Annotated in this window: 19 protein-coding genes and 2 pseudogenes; 9 read left to right on the top strand and 12 right to left on the bottom strand. The window is 74.5% G+C overall.

Features of this window, described 5'->3' with window-relative positions; translation table 11 throughout:
• Positions 1-134: 134 nt before the first annotated feature.
• On the top strand, positions 135-527 hold the full coding sequence (locus ACFPL3_RS41630) for an STAS domain-containing protein (RefSeq protein ID WP_379590969.1): 393 nt from the start codon (positions 135-137) through the stop codon (positions 525-527).
• On the opposite strand, the gene ACFPL3_RS41625 is transcribed toward ACFPL3_RS41630, so the two are convergent.
• From ACFPL3_RS41625 to ACFPL3_RS41610, 4 genes are all read right to left on the bottom strand, one after another.
• The gene (locus tag ACFPL3_RS41625) at positions 415-795 is read right to left on the bottom strand and encodes a hypothetical protein (protein ID WP_379590967.1); all 381 of its coding nucleotides are present in this window, start codon (positions 793-795) and stop codon (positions 415-417) included. The two genes, ACFPL3_RS41630 and ACFPL3_RS41625, sit on opposite strands and share 113 nt — an antisense overlap.
• Positions 796-799: 4 nt before the next feature.
• Positions 800-1,654 (bottom strand): universal stress protein, encoded by an 855-nt coding sequence (locus tag ACFPL3_RS41620; RefSeq protein WP_343939617.1) that lies wholly within the window; start codon positions 1,652-1,654, stop codon positions 800-802.
• A 61-nt stretch (positions 1,655-1,715) separates the two neighbouring features.
• Complete coding sequence (locus ACFPL3_RS41615; RefSeq protein ID WP_379590965.1) at positions 1,716-2,600, bottom strand: DUF6544 family protein; 885 nt, start codon at positions 2,598-2,600, stop codon at positions 1,716-1,718.
• Positions 2,601-2,753: 153 nt separating this feature from the next.
• Positions 2,754-5,429, bottom strand: coding sequence for a bifunctional acetate--CoA ligase family protein/GNAT family N-acetyltransferase (locus tag ACFPL3_RS41610; protein WP_343939621.1), 2,676 nt, complete (start codon positions 5,427-5,429; stop codon positions 2,754-2,756).
• Between the two features lie 257 nt (positions 5,430-5,686).
• Between ACFPL3_RS41610 and ACFPL3_RS41605 the strand changes: the two genes are divergently transcribed.
• From ACFPL3_RS41605 to ACFPL3_RS41595, 3 genes are read left to right on the top strand one after another with little or no spacing between them, the layout of a single operon-like run.
• Positions 5,687-6,679 carry an Acg family FMN-binding oxidoreductase gene (locus tag ACFPL3_RS41605; RefSeq protein ID WP_343939623.1) on the top strand — a complete coding sequence of 331 codons (993 nt, stop codon included), beginning with the start codon at positions 5,687-5,689 and terminating at the stop codon, positions 6,677-6,679.
• A gap of 31 nt (positions 6,680-6,710) precedes the next feature.
• Positions 6,711-7,217 (top strand): universal stress protein, encoded by a 507-nt coding sequence (locus ACFPL3_RS41600; RefSeq protein WP_343939624.1) that lies wholly within the window; start codon positions 6,711-6,713, stop codon positions 7,215-7,217.
• 9 nt (positions 7,218-7,226) lie between these two features.
• The gene (locus tag ACFPL3_RS41595) at positions 7,227-7,508 is read left to right on the top strand and encodes a hypothetical protein (RefSeq protein ID WP_343939626.1); all 282 of its coding nucleotides are present in this window, start codon (positions 7,227-7,229) and stop codon (positions 7,506-7,508) included.
• Between the two features lie 29 nt (positions 7,509-7,537).
• Here ACFPL3_RS41595 and ACFPL3_RS41590 read toward each other — a convergent pair whose 3' ends face one another.
• Positions 7,538-8,083, bottom strand: a complete 546-nt coding sequence (locus ACFPL3_RS41590; RefSeq protein ID WP_343939628.1) for a hypothetical protein — start codon at positions 8,081-8,083, stop codon at positions 7,538-7,540.
• A gap of 230 nt (positions 8,084-8,313) precedes the next feature.
• Here ACFPL3_RS41590 and ACFPL3_RS41585 point away from each other — a divergent pair, with 230 nt between their 5' ends.
• The 4 genes from ACFPL3_RS41585 to ACFPL3_RS41570 all read left to right on the top strand — a co-directional run bounded on the left by ACFPL3_RS41585 (position 8,314) and on the right by ACFPL3_RS41570 (position 10,906).
• Complete coding sequence (locus tag ACFPL3_RS41585) at positions 8,314-9,285, top strand: Acg family FMN-binding oxidoreductase (RefSeq protein WP_343939630.1); 972 nt, start codon at positions 8,314-8,316, stop codon at positions 9,283-9,285.
• 172 nt (positions 9,286-9,457) lie between these two features.
• A complete protein-coding gene (locus ACFPL3_RS41580; protein WP_343939632.1) occupies positions 9,458-10,444 on the top strand; it encodes an Acg family FMN-binding oxidoreductase in 987 nt (328 codons plus the stop codon).
• Between the two features lie 34 nt (positions 10,445-10,478).
• A complete protein-coding gene (locus ACFPL3_RS41575; protein ID WP_343939634.1) occupies positions 10,479-10,601 on the top strand; it encodes a hypothetical protein in 123 nt (40 codons plus the stop codon).
• Between the two features lie 11 nt (positions 10,602-10,612).
• A complete protein-coding gene (locus ACFPL3_RS41570) occupies positions 10,613-10,906 on the top strand; it encodes a pyridoxamine 5'-phosphate oxidase family protein (protein WP_343939636.1) in 294 nt (97 codons plus the stop codon).
• 36 nt (positions 10,907-10,942) lie between these two features.
• On the opposite strand, the gene ACFPL3_RS41565 is transcribed toward ACFPL3_RS41570, so the two are convergent.
• Together ACFPL3_RS41565 and ACFPL3_RS41560 are read right to left on the bottom strand one after the other, a co-directional pair.
• Positions 10,943-12,127: an acetate/propionate family kinase gene (locus ACFPL3_RS41565; RefSeq protein WP_343939638.1), complete on the bottom strand. Its 1,185-nt coding sequence runs from the start codon at positions 12,125-12,127 to the stop codon at positions 10,943-10,945.
• Positions 12,115-14,511, bottom strand: coding sequence for a phosphoketolase family protein (locus tag ACFPL3_RS41560; RefSeq protein WP_343939640.1), 2,397 nt, complete (start codon positions 14,509-14,511; stop codon positions 12,115-12,117). The genes ACFPL3_RS41565 and ACFPL3_RS41560 overlap by 13 nt, the downstream gene beginning before the upstream one ends.
• 270 nt (positions 14,512-14,781) lie before the next feature.
• Here ACFPL3_RS41560 and ACFPL3_RS41555 point away from each other — a divergent pair, with 270 nt between their 5' ends.
• Positions 14,782-15,297: a universal stress protein gene (locus ACFPL3_RS41555; protein WP_379590959.1), complete on the top strand. Its 516-nt coding sequence runs from the start codon at positions 14,782-14,784 to the stop codon at positions 15,295-15,297.
• A gap of 45 nt (positions 15,298-15,342) precedes the next feature.
• Here the strand turns inward: ACFPL3_RS41555 and ACFPL3_RS41550 are convergent, their stop codons facing one another.
• The 5 genes and pseudogenes from ACFPL3_RS41550 to ACFPL3_RS41530 all read right to left on the bottom strand — a co-directional run.
• Positions 15,343-15,612, bottom strand: a complete 270-nt coding sequence (locus ACFPL3_RS41550) for a hypothetical protein (protein ID WP_343939648.1) — start codon at positions 15,610-15,612, stop codon at positions 15,343-15,345.
• 37 nt (positions 15,613-15,649) lie between these two features.
• Positions 15,650-15,718: pseudogene (locus tag ACFPL3_RS41545) on the bottom strand (hypothetical protein); the annotation flags it as partial.
• Between the two features lie 69 nt (positions 15,719-15,787).
• Positions 15,788-16,052 (bottom strand): annotated as a pseudogene (locus ACFPL3_RS41540) (histidine kinase); the annotation flags it as partial.
• 107 nt (positions 16,053-16,159) lie between these two features.
• Positions 16,160-16,948, bottom strand: coding sequence for a CBS domain-containing protein (locus ACFPL3_RS41535; RefSeq protein ID WP_343939646.1), 789 nt, complete (start codon positions 16,946-16,948; stop codon positions 16,160-16,162).
• A 20-nt stretch (positions 16,949-16,968) separates the two neighbouring features.
• Positions 16,969-17,334, bottom strand: a 366-nt coding sequence (locus tag ACFPL3_RS41530; RefSeq protein ID WP_465269451.1) for a CBS domain-containing protein, incomplete at its 5' end; no start/stop codon positions are given.

Below are 17,334 nucleotides of genomic sequence, written 5' to 3'. Positions count from 1 at the left end.
CGCCGCTCCGAGCTCGCGATCGCGCTCGTCACCACGGCGGCGGTGCTGGCCGTCGGGGTGCTGAACGGCGTGCTCGTCGCGGTGGCGATCTCGATCCTCGACCTGCTGCGCAAGGTCTCCCGCCCGCCCGGTGGCTGCTGCTCAACACCGAGGCGATCGTCGAGCTCGACATCACGGCCGCCGACGCCCTGCACACCCTGTGCGACGAGCTCGACCGCCGCGGCGTCGTGGCGGCGCTGGCGCGCGTCAAGCAGGACCTCCTCGTCTACCTGGACGGCAGCGGGCTGCGCGCGCGGATCGGCGACGACCGGATCTTCCCGACGCTCCCGACCGCGGTCGCCGGCTTCCGGGCGAGCCGGGGCACGCCGACCTCGGACCCGCGAGGTAGCACCACCACATCGACCGTCCGAGCGGTCAGTGGACGGGGCGCCTCCGCCTCGGCGGAACCAGCCGGGTGCGGACCAATTCCGCCAGCAGCCACGCCACGACGATCGCGCCGACGAGAACCGCCAGCAGCCCTTCGCTGAGCGCACCCTCGTCGGAGCGGACGAACGCCACGACGCCGAGCCCGGCCGAAGCCACGGCGAAGAACCCGGCGGCCACTCCCCACGTTCCGCGAAACGCGCGGCGCCCCACCACCACCACGGCGGCCACTCCGAGAGCGAGTGCGGTGGCGGCCATGCCACGCGGGTCCTCGATGAACGGCATGCTCCCGCGCGCCAGGTAACCGATGTACGGGGCGACGATCGCGGCGACGAGCAGCGTCGCGAGCAGGTCTCGCCAATCGATCTTCACGGGTTCACCCCTCCACCGACGGGGTGACGACGACCGGGCACGGCGCGAACTCGACCAACGCGCGGCTCGTCGAGCCCGGGCACATGCCGCGCGACGCCCGCTCGCGGCGGTGCCCGACCACCAGTGCACGTGCCGGGCCCGCCCGCTCGAGGAGCGCGCGCACCGCGGTGTCGTGCACCAGCTCGTCCTCGACGTCCAGCCCCGGGTGGAGCTGCGTCAACGCCCGGACCTCCGCCTCGAGCACGGCTCCGCCCCGCTGGGCGAGCTCGGCCCAGTCCTCGGATCGGCGGCGCAGCCGGCCCGCGCTCTCCTCGACCTCGGACCACGCGTGCACGGCGATCAACCGGGTCCCGAACGTGCCGGCGAGATCGGCCGCCAGCAGCGCGGCGGCGTGCGCGGTCGCCGAACCGTCGACGCCGACCACGACCGGGCCGCCGGAGGGTGGCGCGGCCTGCGGTACGCCGCCGCGCACGACCGCGACCGGGCACGGCACGTCGCCCGCGAGCGCAAGCGCGACCGTCCCGGCGAGCATCCCCGACCGGGCGCCCACCCCGTAGCTACCCAGCACCAGCATCCGGGCGCCGGCCGCGGGCCCGATGAGCGACTCAGCCGGTCCACCCCGGGCGAGCTCGACGCGGCACGGGGATGCCCCGGCTCGTGCCACCGCGTCGGCGAGCTCGCGGAGCCATCCCGGCGCGACCACCGGTGTCGTGTCGTCCGCCGCACCGGGCACGGCGTGCAGCAGGTGCAGCTCGCACCCCCACACCGCGGCCAGCTCGGCCGCCCAGCACGCGGCCGAGCGGGCCGAGTCCGACCCGTCGACCCCGACCACCATCGGCTGGTGCGACCGGTTCTCCATCCGACTCCTCCATCCGCCGATCACCGCTGTTCGGATGCATGGCTCGCCCGAGCGTGCGCCGTCATGGCAGAGGGATGTTGTACTCCACGGTGACCGGTGACAGCTCCGCATAGCGGAACGGACCGCCGCAGAGTTCCCAGATCGCGCTCGCGCCGGTCATCCGGGGCCGGCCGTCCACCTCGGTCCAGCCCTCGACCGGGGTGCGCCACCGCGCCCGCACCAGGCCGCCGGGCAGATCGGCGTACCGGTCGTCGGTCCAGAACTCGCGGGGAGCACCGTTCGGGCCGAGCAGCACCCGCGCGGACACCGTGCGCCCGCGATCGGTGAGCGCCACGTCGAACGAACGATCGTCGGGCCCGGCGCTCCACGTCGTCCCCGGCCCGAGCAGCATCGAAGGTGCCATCAGCACGGCATCGTTCAGCCAGGTCACCAGCTCGCTGGTGTCGAACCTCGGCCCGCTGCCGCGCACGACGGGAACCAGGCCGAGGACGGTCCCCCGCATCCGCCCCCGGCCCCGCAGGTAGGTGTCCCACCCGGTCATCGGCACGCCCTTGACGGTCATGCGCATCCGGAACAGGCGAGCGGGCTCGCCGCCCCACGAGTACTGCCACGCCTCGCACGGAGCCCACTCACCATCGGCCGTGAGGCGGAACCGGCCGGTCAGGTGGGCGCGCAACGACCAATCCCGTGGACGGCCGATCACGCCCATGAACCGCAGGTAGCGCTGCGCCTGACGCGGCAGGTGCGCGAGATCGGCCTCCGTCACGGGCAGCGGGTCGACCGATCCTGCCGGTAGGTCGGCAGCCCGCAGCCCGTGGACGAACGCCCACGGGGGTCCTTCGGCCCCGGACCAGGAGTCGTGGGCACATCCGGTTCCGGCCGGCCGGGGCGGCGCGCCGCTCCCACCGAGGTCGGCAGCCGCGGCCGCGCTCCTGGGTCCGGTCATCTGCCCTCTCCCGTCGATCGTCGTCCGGGCCGCGCCGTCCTGAGCGCCCGCATGCGGCAGGTCGGAGACTGCCTGCCACCTCACGGTGCCCGATCCGGGCAGCGGCTCCATAGCGGCTCACGACCCGGAACCGACGGGCCGTTCGGCCGCGGGCTAGAGGCGCAGTGCCCGGACGGCCGGGTCACCACCCGGCGGCGGCGCAACCCGGATCCGCGCGTCGACGGCGACGCAGCCGCCCGGTCCGGCGATCACGGGGTTGAGGTCGAGTTCCACGACTTCCGGAACCTGCTCGGCGAGCACGCCCACGCGCGCGATCACATCACGCACGGCGGCCCGGTCCAGCCGAGGACGCCGCTGAGGGCCGAACAGCTGCTCCCCGGCGCGGAAGTCCCTCAGCATGTCCTCGGCGTCTGCCTCGGCGAGCGGGACGAGCCGGTGGGCGCGGTCGGCAGCGAGATCGGTGGCGGTTCCACCCAGGCCTACGGTCACGAGCGGGCCGAACTCCGGGTCGCCGACGACGCCGACGAGCAGCTCGGGACCGGGCGGTGCCATCGGTTGCACGAGGATCCCGTGCAACCGCCCGCCGAACCGGGCGGCCAGCTCCCGGGCAGCGCGGGCGACCGCATCCGGTGAGTCCGCACCGAGCCGCACGCCACCGGCGGCGGCTTTGTGCACCACGCCGTACGCGATCGCCTTGAGCGCGACCGGACCGCCGGCACGGGTGAACGCGGCGACAGCCCGCTCGGGCCCGTCGACGAGCTCGCCCCGCAGGATCGGGAGCCCGTACGCGGCCAGCAGGTCCTGCACGTCACCTGACTCCAACCAGCCGCCCGCCGGATGTGCGGCCAGGAACGCGGCGACGATCCCGGCGGCTGCCGTGGCGTCGACCTCGTCCACGGCGGAGGTGGCACCGGGTCGGGCCAACCAGGCCGATCGATCGGCGGCACGTGCGAGGGCAGCCGCCGCCGCAGCCGGGTCGGCGAAGCAGGGCAGGCGGCACCGCCCGTCCTCGTCTGCGACGCCGACGATGTGTTCGGCCTGGCCGAGCCGGACCGCCAGCAGGGGTGTACCCGGGCTCCTGGCCGCGGCGCGGGTCATCCCGGGGAACGGGTCGGCCACCGCGGTGGGCACCGTGAGCGCGATGACGGCATCCACCTCGGGGGCGGCGAGCAGAACGGCGACCGCGTCGGCGAAGGTCTCGGGCGCGACGACCGCGGAGGTGTCGACGGGGTTGTCGAGGCTCGCGGGACGGCCGAGGCGGTGCGACAGTGCCCTCCGGGTGTGCCCCGACAGCGCCGACACCTCGAGCCCGGCCGCCGCGCACGCGTCGGCGGCGAGCACACCCGCGCCACCGGCATTGCTGATCACGGCGACCCGCCGCCCGGCGGGCAGCGGCTGCCACGACAGGGTCGCGATCAGTTCGGTGAGCTCGTCGAGACGGTCGACCGCGAGCACGCCGGCCTGCCGGAACAGGGCGTCCCGGGTGACCCGCGGGGTCGCGGTCGACGCGGTGTGCGATGCGGCGGCCCGTTGCCCGGCTTCCGAGCTGCCCGACCGTACGGTGAGTACCGGCATCTGCGCCGCGAGCCCGCGGGAGAACCGCGAGAACTTGCGGGGGTTGCCGAACGATTCCAGGTACAGCACCGCCATCCGCGTGTTCGGATCGCTGTTCCACCACAGGAGCAGGTCGTTGCCGCTGACGTCGTACTTGTCGCCGGTGGACACCGTGGTGGAGGTGCCCAGGCCCAGGCGGCGCAGCTCTGCCTGCACCGCGATCGCGACCCCGCCGGACTGGGTGACCAGCCCGATGTCGCCCGGCGGGCTCGGCGGGGCGAAGCCGGCATCCAGGCGGACCGCCGGGTCGGTGTTGGACACCCCGAGGCAGTTCGGGCCGACCATCCGCATGTCGTAGCGGCGTACGGCCTCGATCAGCCGAACCGCCGACGGCGGATCGGCCGACAGCCCGGAGGAGATCACCAGCAAGGCGCGGACGCCGCGTCGCCCGCATGCGTCCGCGACATCCGGCACCGCCCGTGCCGGAACGCACACCACGGCGAGGTCCACCGCCTCGGGCAGGTCCGCGACCGAGGCGACGCACTCGATCCCGCACACCTGCGTGGCGTGCGGGTTCACCGCGTACAGCCGCCCCGCGTAGTCCGCGGCGACGATGTTGGCGAGCACGGCGTGCCCCACCGAGTCGGGCTTGCGACCGGCCCCGACGACGGCCAGCGACCCGGGCGCGAGGACCGTCGCGAGGCTGGCCCGGTCGGCCCGTTCCTCACGCTCGGCCAGCGCGGCCAGGTACGGCTTCCCCGGCTCGAGGTCCACCTCCACATGGACGGAGCCTTCGAGGACTCGGAACCGGTACGGCAGGCCGAGGTCGTTGAAGACGCGGCGCATCGCGGTGTTGTCCTCGAGCACCTCCGCGACGAACCGGCGCACGCCGCACCGTCGAGCGGCCGACCCCAGGTGCTCCAGCAGCAGCGTCCCCACGCCCCGCGCTTGGTCGGGATGGGCGACGACGAGCCCGACCTCGGCGGTGGTCGGCCCGTCGACGATCACGTACTCGGCCACGCCGATCAGTCGGTCGCCCCGGAAAGCCCCGACGGCCGCATAGCCCGGTGCGGTGCACGACGCCAGGCCGCCGGCCCGTGGTACGACGCCAGCGCTGAAGAACCGCAGGTAACGATCGTAGGCGGGCAGGGCGCGATACATCTGCTCCACCGATGGCGCGTCGGCGCCGTCCAGGCGGCGCATCCGCACGATGGACCCGTCGGCCAGCAGCGCGCGCACGACGCGAGCAGAAGTGGTCTCCTCGGTGAGCGCCATGCCCCTCCCTCGAGCACCGTCGGCCGTGGGCCGCCCGACACCGATCCCGTCCGTCGAGCCAGCCTTCCGGGGCGAGTGGCGCCGGTGCAGGGCTGCACCTCCCGCAGCTGCAGGACGTCCGCAGGCCACGGAGCGGGCCGAAGGACCCACGTCGGTGACCAACGGACCGTCACGGCGGGACCGACGGCCACTACCCCGTGCGCCGGGCCGCCGCGACGCTGATCGGAGGCGGTACCCCCGGCGAGACGAGGCCCTGGATGACGACGACCGAACCCGACCGGGACACCGTGCTGTCCGCGTTGCGGCTGGCCGTACGCGCGCCGTCGGTGCACAACACCCAGCCCTGGGGCTGGCGCGTCGAGGGCCGGTTCGTCCACCTCTACTCCGATCCGTCGCGCCAGGCGGTCGCCACCGACCCGTCCGGGCGCGACCTCGTGCTCAGCTGCGGCGCGGCGTTGCACCACCTGCTCGTCGCACTCGCCGCCGCGGGCTGGGGCGGCCGGGTGCGCAGGCTCCCCGACCCCGACCGCCCCGACCACCTCGCCACCGTGGAGATCGGCCCGCACACCACCACCGGCGCCGACGCCGAGCTCGCGGCGGCGATCCCGCTGCGCCGCACCGACCGGCGCCCGTTCACGTCGTGGCCGGTGCCCGGCGAGCTGATCGGCGGGATGGTCGCGCTCGCCGAGAGCCAGGGTCTCACGCTGCAGGCGGTCACCGACCCGCGGCAGCGCTGGCGCCTCTACCAGGCCATCGCAGCCGCCGCCGCGACCCAGGACGCCGACCCCGCCTACGCCGCGGAGATCGGCCGCTGGAGCGGACGCAGCGCACCCGCCGCCGACGGGGTGCCCGCGGCGAACACGCCGATCACCCACCCGGTGGCGGGCCGGATGCCGATGCGCGCCTTCGCCGGACCGGCGCTGCCCGAACCACCCCGGGGCGGCGAACCGGAGAACGCCGCCCTGCTCCTGCTGGCCACTCCCACCGACACACCCGCCGGGTGGCTGCGCGCGGGAGAGGTGACCAGCGCCCTGCTGCTCGCCGCCACCCGGGCCGGGCTCGCCGCCAGCCCGCTCACCCAGCCCCTCGAGGTCGAGGACACCCGCGCCCACGTCCGCGACCACGTCCTGGCCGCGAAGACGCACCACCCGCAGATCCTGCTGCGCATCGGCTGGCCCGCACCGGACGCCGGAGAGCTGCCCGCCACCCCCCGCCGGCCACTCGACGACGTGGTGGTCGTCGCCCGCTGAGCGCGCTGAGCCTGACAGGAGGTCCAGGACGATGGAAGACCAGCGCGGACGCGTGGTCGTCGGTGTCGACGGGTCAGCCGGAAGCCGCGCCGCCCTGGTGCACGCCCTGCAGGACGCCGCACGCCGGGGTGCCGCCGTCGAGGTGGTTACCGCCTTCGAGCACCCGGAGTACTGGGCGCCGCACTACGTCCCACCGGTGATCACGATCGAGGAGTTGCGCGAGGACGTCCGCCGCGACATCGAAACCGTTGTGCAGGAGATCACCGGCGAGTTCGCCGACCGGGTCGAGGCGCTCCCGCCGGTGACGGTGCACCCCGTGCCGGGCGGCGCGGCTCATGCCCTGCTGCGTGCTGCCGAGGGCGCCGACCTCCTGGTGGTGGGCAGCCGCGGCCGCGGCGGGTTCGCCGGCGTGCTGCTCGGCTCGGTGGGCCTGTTGTGCGTGTTGCACGCCCCGTGCCCGGTCACCGTGGTGCACGAGGTTCGGCCGGAGCAGCACACCGCGTCGGCGGTTGCGGACGCGGCGCCTGCGGTGTCCTGATACAGGGCCATGAGGTTCGCCATCCGCACCCACATCCCCGCCGACAGCATCGCCGGGTGCGTCCCGGCCCGGATCCCGCTGGTCCTCGGAGTCGGGGTGCACGGATGGGGCGGGCGGTGGGCGGTGAACGGCTCACGTGCCGGTGCCGTCCGGCTCGACCCGCCGAGCCGGGCACGCGTCTGCGGGATCCCCGTGGGCCTGCGCACGCTCTGGCTCAGCCTCGCCGATCCGGACGAGTTCGTCCGCGTGCTGTCGCGGGGCGACGGGTCGGGTAGCCGGACCGAGCGGTGACGGCGATCCGGCGGAGGCTCACGAACGGCTCACGATCGGCCGGCTGAGCGGGTGCGGACCACCACGCCGACCGGGGCGGTGCCGGCAGCCGCCGCTTCCGCCCAGCGGTCGACGATCGCGGCGAGCACCGCGCGCAGACCCCGGACGACGGGAGCGGACGGGTCCGCCTGCGGCTCGTCCGCCGTCACCACCACCCGGGCGGGGCCCAAGTCCTCGATGCCGAGAGCCGGGTAGGCGTTACCCACCGCAGCCGCCACCCGCGGCGCCGGCCCGGCCGCTCGGACCAGCCGGACCGCTTCCCGGCACAGCCCATCGTGGACCGCAGGGTCGGCAGCGGCTGCGTCCCGTTGGATCGCGTCGAGTGCACCAGCCACACCGGCGGCCTTCATCGATTCCACGAAGGCCGCGGGTGTGACGACGAAGCCATCGTCGCCGCGCCGACCGGTCAGGAACCGTACGAGGTCATCCCCCGCCGCGCGGCGCGGCTGTCCGGATGCCGCGGTGCTGGTGGCCTCCGCTCCCTCGCGCAGTCGCATCCGGATCACCGGGTGCACGCTCCCGAGCTGCAGCGTCATGGCGTCTCCTCACCTCGCCACCGAGCCTCGTGCGGCTGCGGCGGGCCCGGTAGGGCCCGCAGGCCTGCTGTCGTCTGCTGGAAGACCCGCCCGCCGGGTGCGACCTGCGAGGCATCCGGGGCCCCGGCGCGAGGGGGCCAGAGTCCTCCACGGTCCGGGACCACCGCCGCTGGTCGCCGACCCCGCCGTCGCGGCACCGTCGACCGTGAATCGGAGCCCGAGGAGCAGGAATGATCGTCGACCGGCGCACGGTGCGCAGCGCGCTCGCCCTCGCCGTGCGCGCCCCCTCGGTGCACAACAGCCAGCCGTGGCGCTTCGTGCTCGGCCGGACCAGCGTGCACCTCCACACCGAGCCGGCCCGCTGGCTGCCCGCCACCGACCCGAACGGTCGCGACCTGCTCGTCAGCTGCGGGATCGTGCTCCACCACCTGCGTGTCGCGCTCGCCGCCGCGGGCATCCGAGCGTCGGTCACCCGGCTGCCGAACCCCGACCAGCCCGACCACCTCGCCGCCATCGAGCTGCACGCCGGCCCACCTGCAGAAGCCGACCTCGGACTCGTCGCCGCGATCACGTGCCGCCGCACCGACCGACGCCGGTTCGCCGACTGGGACGTCCCTGACGCCTTCGTCCGAGAGCTCATCGGCCGGGCCGCCGAACAGGGTGCCGTACTGCGCTCGGCGGCCGCCGGACACGAGCGCTCGCTCCTGCTGGCCGCGATCAACGACGCCGCCGCCGTGGAGGACGATGACCCCGCGTGCCGGGCCGAGACCGCGCTGTGGAGCGGTCGCGTCGCCGACGACACCGGCGTGCCGGCCGCCAACCTCCTTCGCGAGGCGCCGGTGGCCCGTGCCGCACCCGCACGCCGGTTCGCCCAGGGCGTCCTCGAGCAGGACGAGGACGTCGACGACGGCGCCGTCCTCCTCGTGCTCGGCGCCGCGTCCGACGATCCGCTCTCGCAGCTGCGTGCGGGCGAGGCCGCAAGCGCGGTGCTCCTGCACGCCACGGAACTGGGCCTCGCGACGTGCCCGTTGAGCCAGCCCCTGGAGGTCGACTCCGCGCAGATCAGGATCCGGGACGCCGTGCTCGGGGGGACTCTCTGCCCCCAGCTGCTGCTGCGGGTGGGCTGGGCGCCCGCCGGGCCCGAGCTGCCCGCGACACCCCGCCTCCCGATCGACGAGACCGTCGAGCGCGACCGGATCTGACCCCGAGGAGTGGACACGACCATGACCATGGCGACGACCGCCCCCACGCGGTGCCGGTGGTGCCCGACCCGCGACCGGAACGCGCCCTCGTCCGCCTGCTCGCCCCACGACCACTGCGACCGGCCTGAACGACCGCGAACCCGACCCGATGCCCGGAGGCGCTGCAGTGTCGATGCGGACCGAACTCGAAGCAGCCGTAGCAGACGCGCTGCGTGCACCGTCGGTGCACAACAGCCAGCCGTGGTGCTGGCGGATCAGCGACGACGAGGTGCGGCTGTACGCCGATGAGCAGCGCCACCTGATCGCCACCGACCCGGACCGGCGGGATCTCGTCCTGAGCTGCGGCGCCGCCCTGCACCACCTCCGGGTGGCCCTCGCCGCGCGCGATCTCGCCGCCGACGTCCACAGGCTGCCGGACCCCGAGGACCGCACCCACCTGGCGACGGTCACCGTGAGCCGCGCGCCACACGGCGGCGACCCGGCCGTCGCGGCCCTGTACCCGGCGATCGCCGCGCGCCGCAGCGACCGCCGCCGCATGAGCAGGCGCCCGATCCCCGCCGATCACCTGCAGACCCTCGTCCAGCAGGCCGCACACCACGGGGCGACCCTCGTCCCGGTCACCCACCCGGCCCGGCGGCAGCAGCTCCTCGCGGTGATCGCAGAGGCGGAGCGCCTCCTGCACGAGCAACCCGGGTATGCCGGCGAGCTGTGGTCGTGGACCCACCGCTTCCCCGGCAGCCACGACGGCGTACCCGCCTCACACGTCGCCACCCCCACCAGCGGGACGCTCAACCTTTCCCCCCTGCGCCAATTCGGTGCGGCCGGGCTCGCACAGGCCCCGTGGCTACCCGGGCAGGGTCGCGGCGACGACGCCGCCGAACTGCTCGTCGTCACCACCACCGGTGACGAGGTGATCGACCACATCACCGCGGGCGAGGCCACCAGCGCGGTCCTACTGGCAGCCACCGCGCTCGGGCACGCCACCACCCCGCTCAGCCAGGCCCTCGAGATCGACAGCACCCGCCTGCGGGTCCGACGTGACATCCTGCACGTGCCCGAACACCCCCAGCTCGTCGTGCGCGTCGGCTGGCCGGCGACCGGGGCGCCCGCCCTGCCGGCGACACCGCGCCGCGACCTGCGCTCGGTGCTCCTGGACTGACGTCCACCCGACCGTGACCACGAAGAAGGGCCCGATGACCGCATCGCCGTCCGACCACGAGCGCGATGCCGAATTGCAGGTGCTCGCCGCCGACGAGTGTTACCGGCTGCTGGCCACCCAGGAGATCGGCCGGCTCGGCGGGTGGACTGGGATGTGATCGTGATGCGGATGGCCCCCGGCACGAAACTCGACGCCGTCCAGCACACCAACGTCGCCTTCGAGGTCGACGAGATCGACCGGCACACCCGCTCCGGCTGGAGCGTGCTCGTCCGCGGGCTCGCCGAGGAGGTCACGCCCGCGCACCGCGAGGAGCTCGTCGCCCACACGAAGGGGACCGGGTTGACCACGTGGGCGCCCGGCGAGCACGGGCACTGGGTGCGGCTCATCCCCCAGGCGATCAGCGGCCGCCGCATCGTCCCCGGCGAGCTCCCCCCGCCGTTCGAGAACGCCGCATACCTCTGACCCCTCCGACCCGCGGGGCGCGGCCCCGTCCCGCGGTCACCGCTCCGCGGACCGCGCCACCGCACCCGTGGTACCCACTGCGGCCGCACCCTCGCCGCCGTCGCCGTTCCCGGCGAGGAGCCTGCGCACCTCGGCGGCGATGACGAGGTCCTCCCGGGCGTGCACCACCACCGTGCGGGCCCGGGCGCCCGGCGCGCTGACGTCGGTCTCGCCCTCCGGATCCGCCGCCGCGTTCGCGCCCGCGTCGAGCGCGAGCCCGAGGAAGCCCAGCCCGTCGACGGCCCGCTCGCGCAGTTCCGGCGCGTTCTCCCCGATCCCACCGCTGAACACCAGCACGTCCAGCCCGCCCAGCGCAGCCGCCATCGCCGCGATCTGCGCGCGGAGCCGGTGCAGCCACACCGCCACCGCGAGCACGGCCTCGGGCCGGCCGTCCCGTTCGGCGGCCAGCACCGCGCGCATGTCCGTGCTCCCGGCGAGCCCGGCCAGCCCGGACCCGCGGTCCAGCCCGTCGGAGACCTCCACCGGTGCGAGGCCGGCCGACCCGACCAGCCACAGCGGCACCGCAGGGTCGACGTCACCGCTGCGGGTCGCCATCACCAGACCGGCGGTCGGGGTGAACCCCATGGTCGTGTCGACCGAGCGCGCCCGGCCGTCCTCCCACGCCACGGCGCACGCCGATGCGCCCGACCCCAGGTGCGCGACCACCGTCCGCGGGTACGGACCGGCAAGCGCCGCGGCCCGCCGGGCCGCCCACTCGTGCGCGAGGCCGTGGAAGCCGTAGCGGCGCACTCCGAACTCCTCCCGCCAGCGCGCCGGGAGCGCGTACGTCGCCGCCGCCGCGGGCATGCCGGCGTGGAAGGCGGTGTCGAAGCAGGCCACCGCGGGCGCACCGGGGAGGGCCTCAGCGGTGGCGCGCAGCGCGGCGAGGGCCGGTGGCTGGTGCAGCGGCGCGAGCGCGCCGAGCGCGTCCAGCTCCGCCGCGACGGTGTCGTCGACGAGCACCGGCCCGGAATGCGACGGCCCACCGTGCACCACGCGGTGGCCGACGGCGTCGATCGGCCCGAGCCCGGCGAGCGCCTCCTCCAGCGCCCCCGGCCCCGGACGGCCCCGGTCCGCGTCGAGGTCCACGCGGTGCAGCAGCTCGTCGCCCGGGCCGACCAACCGGATCTTCACGGTGCTCGAACCCGCGTTCACCACGAGCACCCGCATCAGCCGGGCCACGCCCAGTCCCGCACATCCGGCGCGTCCTCGCCGGTGCGGCGCGTGTGCGCGCGGCAGCTCAGCCGCTCGTCCAGCATCCGCTGGCGCAGCGCGGCGTGCCGCACACCGAGCCCCGGCACCCGGTCGATCACGTCGGCCACCAGGTGGAACCGGTCGAGGTCGTTGAGCATCAACATGTCGAACGGCGTCGTGGTCGTGCCCTCCTCCCGGTACCCGCGCACGTGGAGGTGGTCATGGTTGTGCCTGCGGTAGGTCAGGCGGTGGATCAGCCAGGGGTAGCCGTGGTAGGCGAAGATCACCGGACAGTCGGGCGGAAACAGCAGGTCGTACTCCCGGTCCGCCAGCCCGTGCGGGTGCACGGTCGGGTCCTGCAGCCGCATCAGGTCCACGACGTTCACCACCCGGACCCGCAGCTGCGGCAGGTGCCTGCGCAACAGGTCCACCGCAGCGAGCGCCTCCACAGTGGGCACGTCCCCGCAGCACCCCAGCACCACGTCCGGTGCGACGCCGGCGTCGCTGCTCGCCCAATCCCAGATCCCGATGCCGCGCCGGACGTGCGCGATCGCCGCGTCCGGGGCGAGCCACTGCGATGCCGCCTGCTTGCCCGCGACCACAACGTTGATCAGGTCCCGGCCGCGCAGGCACTCGTCCATCACGGCGAGCAGCGTGTTCGCGTCCGGTGGCAGGTACACGCGCACGATCTCGGGCTTCTTGTTCACCACATGGTCGATGAAGCCGGGGTCCTGGTGGGAGAAGCCGTTGTGGTCCTGGCGCCAGACGTGGCTGGTCAGCAGGAAGTTCAACGACGCGATCGGGCGCCGCCACGGGATCGAGCGGCTCACCTTGATCCACTTCGCGTGCTGGTTGACCATCGAGTCGACGATGTGGATGAACGCCTCGTAGCAGGTGAACACGCCGTGCCGCCCGGTCAGCAGGTAACCCTCCAGCCAGCCCTCGCACAGGTGTTCCGACAGCACCTCCAGCACCCGCCCGTGCGGGCTCAGGTGCTCGTCGGTCGGCAGGATCTCCCCGGTGAACAGGCGGTCGGTCACCTCGAACACCGCCTGGAGCCGGTTGGACGCCACCTCGTCCGGGGCGACCAGCCGGAAGTTCGCCGGGTTGGCCCGCACCACCTCCCGCAGCCAGTTCCCGAGCACCCGGGTGGCCTCGGCGGTGACGGCCCCGGGCCGGGGCACGGCCACGGTCTGCTCCCGGAAGTCCGGCAGGCGCAGCGGCCGCAGCAGCTCGCCCCCGTTCCCGTGCGGGGTGGCGCTCATCCGCCGCTCCCCGGTGGGCGCCGCCGCGTCGAGCCCCGACACCGGGCGGCCCTCGTCGTCGAACAGCTCCTGGGGCCGGTAGGAGCGCATCCACTCCTCGAGCTGCGCGAGGTGCTCCGGGTCCTCACGGACGCGCGCGAGCGGCACCTGGTGCGCTCGCCACGTGCCCTCGACCGGCAGACCGTCCACGACCCGCGGTCCCGTCCAGCCCTTCGGGCTGCGCAGCACGAGCACCGGCCACCGCGGGCGCCCGCCCAGCTCGCCGCGCGCCGCACGCGCACGGATGCCGGCGATCGTGTCGACGATGCGGTCCATCGCCTCGGCCGCGCGGGCGTGCACCACCATCGGGTCCTCGTCGGCGCCGACGTCCACCAGCACCGGCTCGTGGCCGTACCCCTCGAGGAGCGCGAGCAGCTCCCGCTCCGGGATCCGCGACAGCACCGTCGGGTTCGCGATCTTGTAGCCGTTGAGGTGCAGGATCGGCAGGACGGTGCCGTCGGAGACCGGGTCGAGGAACTTGTTCGCATGCCACGACGTGGCCAGCGGACCGGTCTCTGCCTCCCCGTCGCCCACCACGCACGCCACGAGCAGGTCCGGGTTGTCCAGCGCCGCCCCGTACGCGTGCGCCAGCGAGTACCCCAGCTCACCACCCTCGTGGATCGACCCCGGCGTCTCCGGAGCGGCGTGGCTGGGCACCCCGCCGGGGAAGGAGAACTGCCGGAACAGGCGGCGCATGCCCGCGGCGTCCCGCGAGACGTCGGGGAAGCGTTCGCTGTAGGTGCCCTCCAGCCACGCCGTCGCCACGACGGCCGGACCGCCGTGCCCCGGCCCCGCCACGAACAGCGCATCCCAGCCCCGCCGCACGACGACCCGGTTGAGGTGCGCCCACAGGAACGTCAGGCCCGGGGTGGTGCCCCAGTGCCCGAGCAACCGGGGCTTGACGTGCTCCGGGCGCAGCGGCTCGGTCAACAGCGGGTTGTCGAGCAGGTAGATCTGCCCCACCGACAGGTAGTTCGCCGCCCGCCACCACGCGTCGAGCCGCTCCAGCTCGGCGAGGTCCACACGGCTCTCGGCCGCACGGGAACCGCCGCCTGCGGTGATCGTCATCGAAGGTCCTCCGGGTCGACGTCACGGGTCCGGCACCCCAGCGAACCAAGAACCGGCGGTGCCCGCAGGGGGCGAACGTCCCGAGTCCCGTCCGACGACATTCGTCGACCTGATCACCTCGGCGCGCCGCACCGCGCCCCGCGCGGAATGCGTCCGTCCAGCACACTGACACCTGCCGAACGGCCCTGGTCGCTCCCGGGTCCGCGCCGGATCGTCGAGGCAGGACCGGCTCGGTTGGAGCGGACAGCACGACGGCGAAAGGACCAGGACATGGACGAGCGAGGACGCGTGGTGGTCGGCATCGATGACTCGGCGGGCAGCCGTCTCGCGCTCGCGTACGCGCTGGACGAGGCGGCGCGCCGAGGCACAGCGGTCGAGGTGGTCACCGCGTTCCCGCCCCCGGACTACCCGACCGTCGAGTACTGGACGCCGCTGGGCGGACTACCGCCCCTACCGACCGAGCAGGTGCGCGCAGAGGTCCAGCGCGACGCCGAGCGCATCGTCCAGGAGGTCGTGAGCGAGCTCCCGCCCGGCACCACACCCCCACCGGTGACGGTCCGCGCCGTTCTCGGCGGCGCGGCCGACGCGCTGCTGCGGGCCGCGGAGGAGGCCGACCTCCTGGTCGTCGGGAGCCGCGGCCGCGGGGGATTCCGGAGCATGCTGCTCGGCTCGGTGAGCTTGAGCTGCGCGCTGCACTCCCCGTGCCCGGTCACCGTCGTCCGGCCGACGAAGCAGCCCACCACCGGCGAGCCCGCGTTCGCGCAGGCAGCCCGGTCGGAGGGCTGAGCGAACAACGACGTCCAGCGGAGAGCGGGGCCGAGCCGGCCGACGTCACAGCAGGCGTTCCGCACCCTCACCGGCGTGAGACGCCGAGCACGGCATGGCCCGACTCGCTGAGCAGCACCCCGACGGGAAGCCGAGGACGACCTCCCGGTCGACCGGAACCCCGGGCGCGACTCGGTGCGCCGTGGCCACGGCATCGTCGAGGCCCGCCACGGCCAGCTCGAACAGCCCGTCGGCGACGCTCTGCTCGCGGGTGGGGAGCCCGAACGCGGGACGCCGGTCGAGCCACTCGACGGAGGTGACGAGGCGCAGGTGCATCTCCCCGCCGCCTCGCCTCGGCCGCTGCCCAGCGAACCGCCCGCCGCGCTCCCGGTGAACCGTCCACACCGACGACGACCCGCCGCTGACCCCGCAACGCGCTCATCGCATGGCCTCCCGGTCGGTCCGGGAGACACGGTGCGGCCTCGGGCCGATCGGGGACAGCGGCTCGAGCGTGGTGGGGCGGGAAGCCCACGGATGCCTCGTGACCGGTCAGGGTCTGCGAGCCGCAGCGGCCGCGGATCCAGAACGAGCTGTCCGAGCAGCCCCTTGCCCTCGGGATGCCGCCCCATCCGTTCACGGGTGACCTCGTCGAGCCCCACGGTGATGAAACGGGCGATGCCCCCATCGGCCGCCGGCACGCCGAGCGCCCCGTAGCGGGCATCGACCAGCGTGACAGCCGGTTGCACGATGCGCTGCAGAGTGGCATCCAGCTCCAAGCACGCTTGGCACGTGGCCGAACGGCGGGCAACCCGGTGCTGCGTCTCTGGCGGGCCCGGTCCCGGGCCCACCGTCACCGCCTCTTCACGTGGAGCAGGACCGCCGATCACGATTCCGTGACCAGACCGACGACGTTCCCATCCGGGTCGGCGAACATCGCGACGGCCATCCCGGCCCCGATCTCGGTCGGAGGCATCACGCTCCGGCCGCCGAGTTCACCCGCCCGCGCGAGCACGTCGTCGAGGTCGGGCACCGCGACGTAGAAGGTCACCCACGGTGGTACGCCGGGCGGCGCGGCGACGACCCCGCCGCCGATGCCCGTGTCGGAGCGGGTCCGCACCACGCCGTAGTCGGTCCTGTCGTCGACGTCGATCGACCAGCCGAACAGCCGCGAGTAGAACCGCCGACTCCGGTCGCCGTCGACGGCGCCGATCTCGAAGTGCACCACCGCCGGCCCACCGGTCGCGTCCTCGGCGACGACTCGGTTCCGCTCGCCTGTCAGGAGCACGTCGAGGACGTCGCGGGCCGACACGACGCCGACCGCTTCCGCTCCGTCCCCGACGGGGAGGTGCCGGACGCCGGCGTCGAGCATGAGCGAGGCGGTGTCGGCGATGCTGTCGTCGGGCCCGGCCCACACGAGCTCCGGGGTCATCACGTCCGCTGCCTGGACCTCGTCGAGCGACCGGCCCGCCGCGACGGTCCCGACCACGTCGCGCTCGGAGATCAGGCCGAGGGCGCGGCTGCCGTCCGCGACCAGGACGCAGCTGACCTCGTCCGCGGCGAGTTCCCGCGCCACGTCCTGCAGCGACTGCCAGCTCGGCACCGTCGCCACGACGCGCGTCATGATGCGGCGGACGGGATCGGACGGGCGGACGTCCCGCGTCGTGGTGGTCATCGTTCCTCCGTTCGTCGTGTTCACCGTGTTCGGACCGCACCGGTCCGCAGGCCCTGGAGCTCGGCGGCCCGACGCACGTCGTCGACCCCGATCACCCCGACCGCGCGCCCGTCGGCCTGGGTGACGACGAGGCCGGCCGGCCCGATCGACCGGCGCAGGACCTCCCCGGCGGGCGTGTCCACACCGACGATGCCGTCCTGGGGCAACGGGCGGACCACCTCCCGCACGGCGGTGGACGGTCGCGCGTCCACGGACACGGCGGCGAGGTCGGCGAGGGTGAGCCAGCCGATGGGCTTTCCCTGGAAGTCGATCACCGGGAAGACCTCGGCCTGCGGTGCCGCCGGCCCGAGCAGGTGGTCGATCAGCGCCGTGACCGTCCACCAGCC

Source organism: Pseudonocardia zijingensis, from assembly GCF_042657305.1.
Classification (GTDB): domain Bacteria; phylum Actinomycetota; class Actinomycetes; order Mycobacteriales; family Pseudonocardiaceae; genus Pseudonocardia; species Pseudonocardia zijingensis.
The sequence above is the reverse complement of the archived record's forward strand: the minus strand, read 5'-3'. Positions and strand labels throughout refer to the sequence as shown.

Bases quoted from the DNA above. Each gene is read 5' to 3' on its own strand.
- ACFPL3_RS41620 (WP_343939617.1), bottom strand. From the start codon at position 1,654: ATGGAGAACCGGTCGCACCAGCCGATGGTGGTCGGGGTCGACGGGTCG.
- ACFPL3_RS41615 (WP_379590965.1), bottom strand. From the start codon at position 2,600: ATGACCGGACCCAGGAGCGCGGCCGCGGCTGCCGACCTCGGTGGGAGC.
- ACFPL3_RS41610 (WP_343939621.1), bottom strand. From the start codon at position 5,429: ATGGCGCTCACCGAGGAGACCACTTCTGCTCGCGTCGTGCGCGCGCTG.
- ACFPL3_RS41605 (WP_343939623.1), top strand. From the start codon at position 5,687: ATGACGACGACCGAACCCGACCGGGACACCGTGCTGTCCGCGTTGCGG.
- ACFPL3_RS41600 (WP_343939624.1), top strand. From the start codon at position 6,711: ATGGAAGACCAGCGCGGACGCGTGGTCGTCGGTGTCGACGGGTCAGCC.
- ACFPL3_RS41595 (WP_343939626.1), top strand. From the start codon at position 7,227: ATGAGGTTCGCCATCCGCACCCACATCCCCGCCGACAGCATCGCCGGG.
- ACFPL3_RS41590 (WP_343939628.1), bottom strand. From the start codon at position 8,083: ATGACGCTGCAGCTCGGGAGCGTGCACCCGGTGATCCGGATGCGACTG.
- ACFPL3_RS41585 (WP_343939630.1), top strand. From the start codon at position 8,314: ATGATCGTCGACCGGCGCACGGTGCGCAGCGCGCTCGCCCTCGCCGTG.
- ACFPL3_RS41580 (WP_343939632.1), top strand. From the start codon at position 9,458: ATGCGGACCGAACTCGAAGCAGCCGTAGCAGACGCGCTGCGTGCACCG.
- ACFPL3_RS41575 (WP_343939634.1), top strand. From the start codon at position 10,479: ATGACCGCATCGCCGTCCGACCACGAGCGCGATGCCGAATTGCAGGTG.
- ACFPL3_RS41570 (WP_343939636.1), top strand. From the start codon at position 10,613: ATGGCCCCCGGCACGAAACTCGACGCCGTCCAGCACACCAACGTCGCC.
- ACFPL3_RS41560 (WP_343939640.1), bottom strand. From the start codon at position 14,511: ATGACGATCACCGCAGGCGGCGGTTCCCGTGCGGCCGAGAGCCGTGTG.
- ACFPL3_RS41555 (WP_379590959.1), top strand. From the start codon at position 14,782: ATGGACGAGCGAGGACGCGTGGTGGTCGGCATCGATGACTCGGCGGGC.
- ACFPL3_RS41550 (WP_343939648.1), bottom strand. From the start codon at position 15,612: ATGCACCTGCGCCTCGTCACCTCCGTCGAGTGGCTCGACCGGCGTCCC.
- ACFPL3_RS41535 (WP_343939646.1), bottom strand. From the start codon at position 16,948: ATGACCACCACGACGCGGGACGTCCGCCCGTCCGATCCCGTCCGCCGC.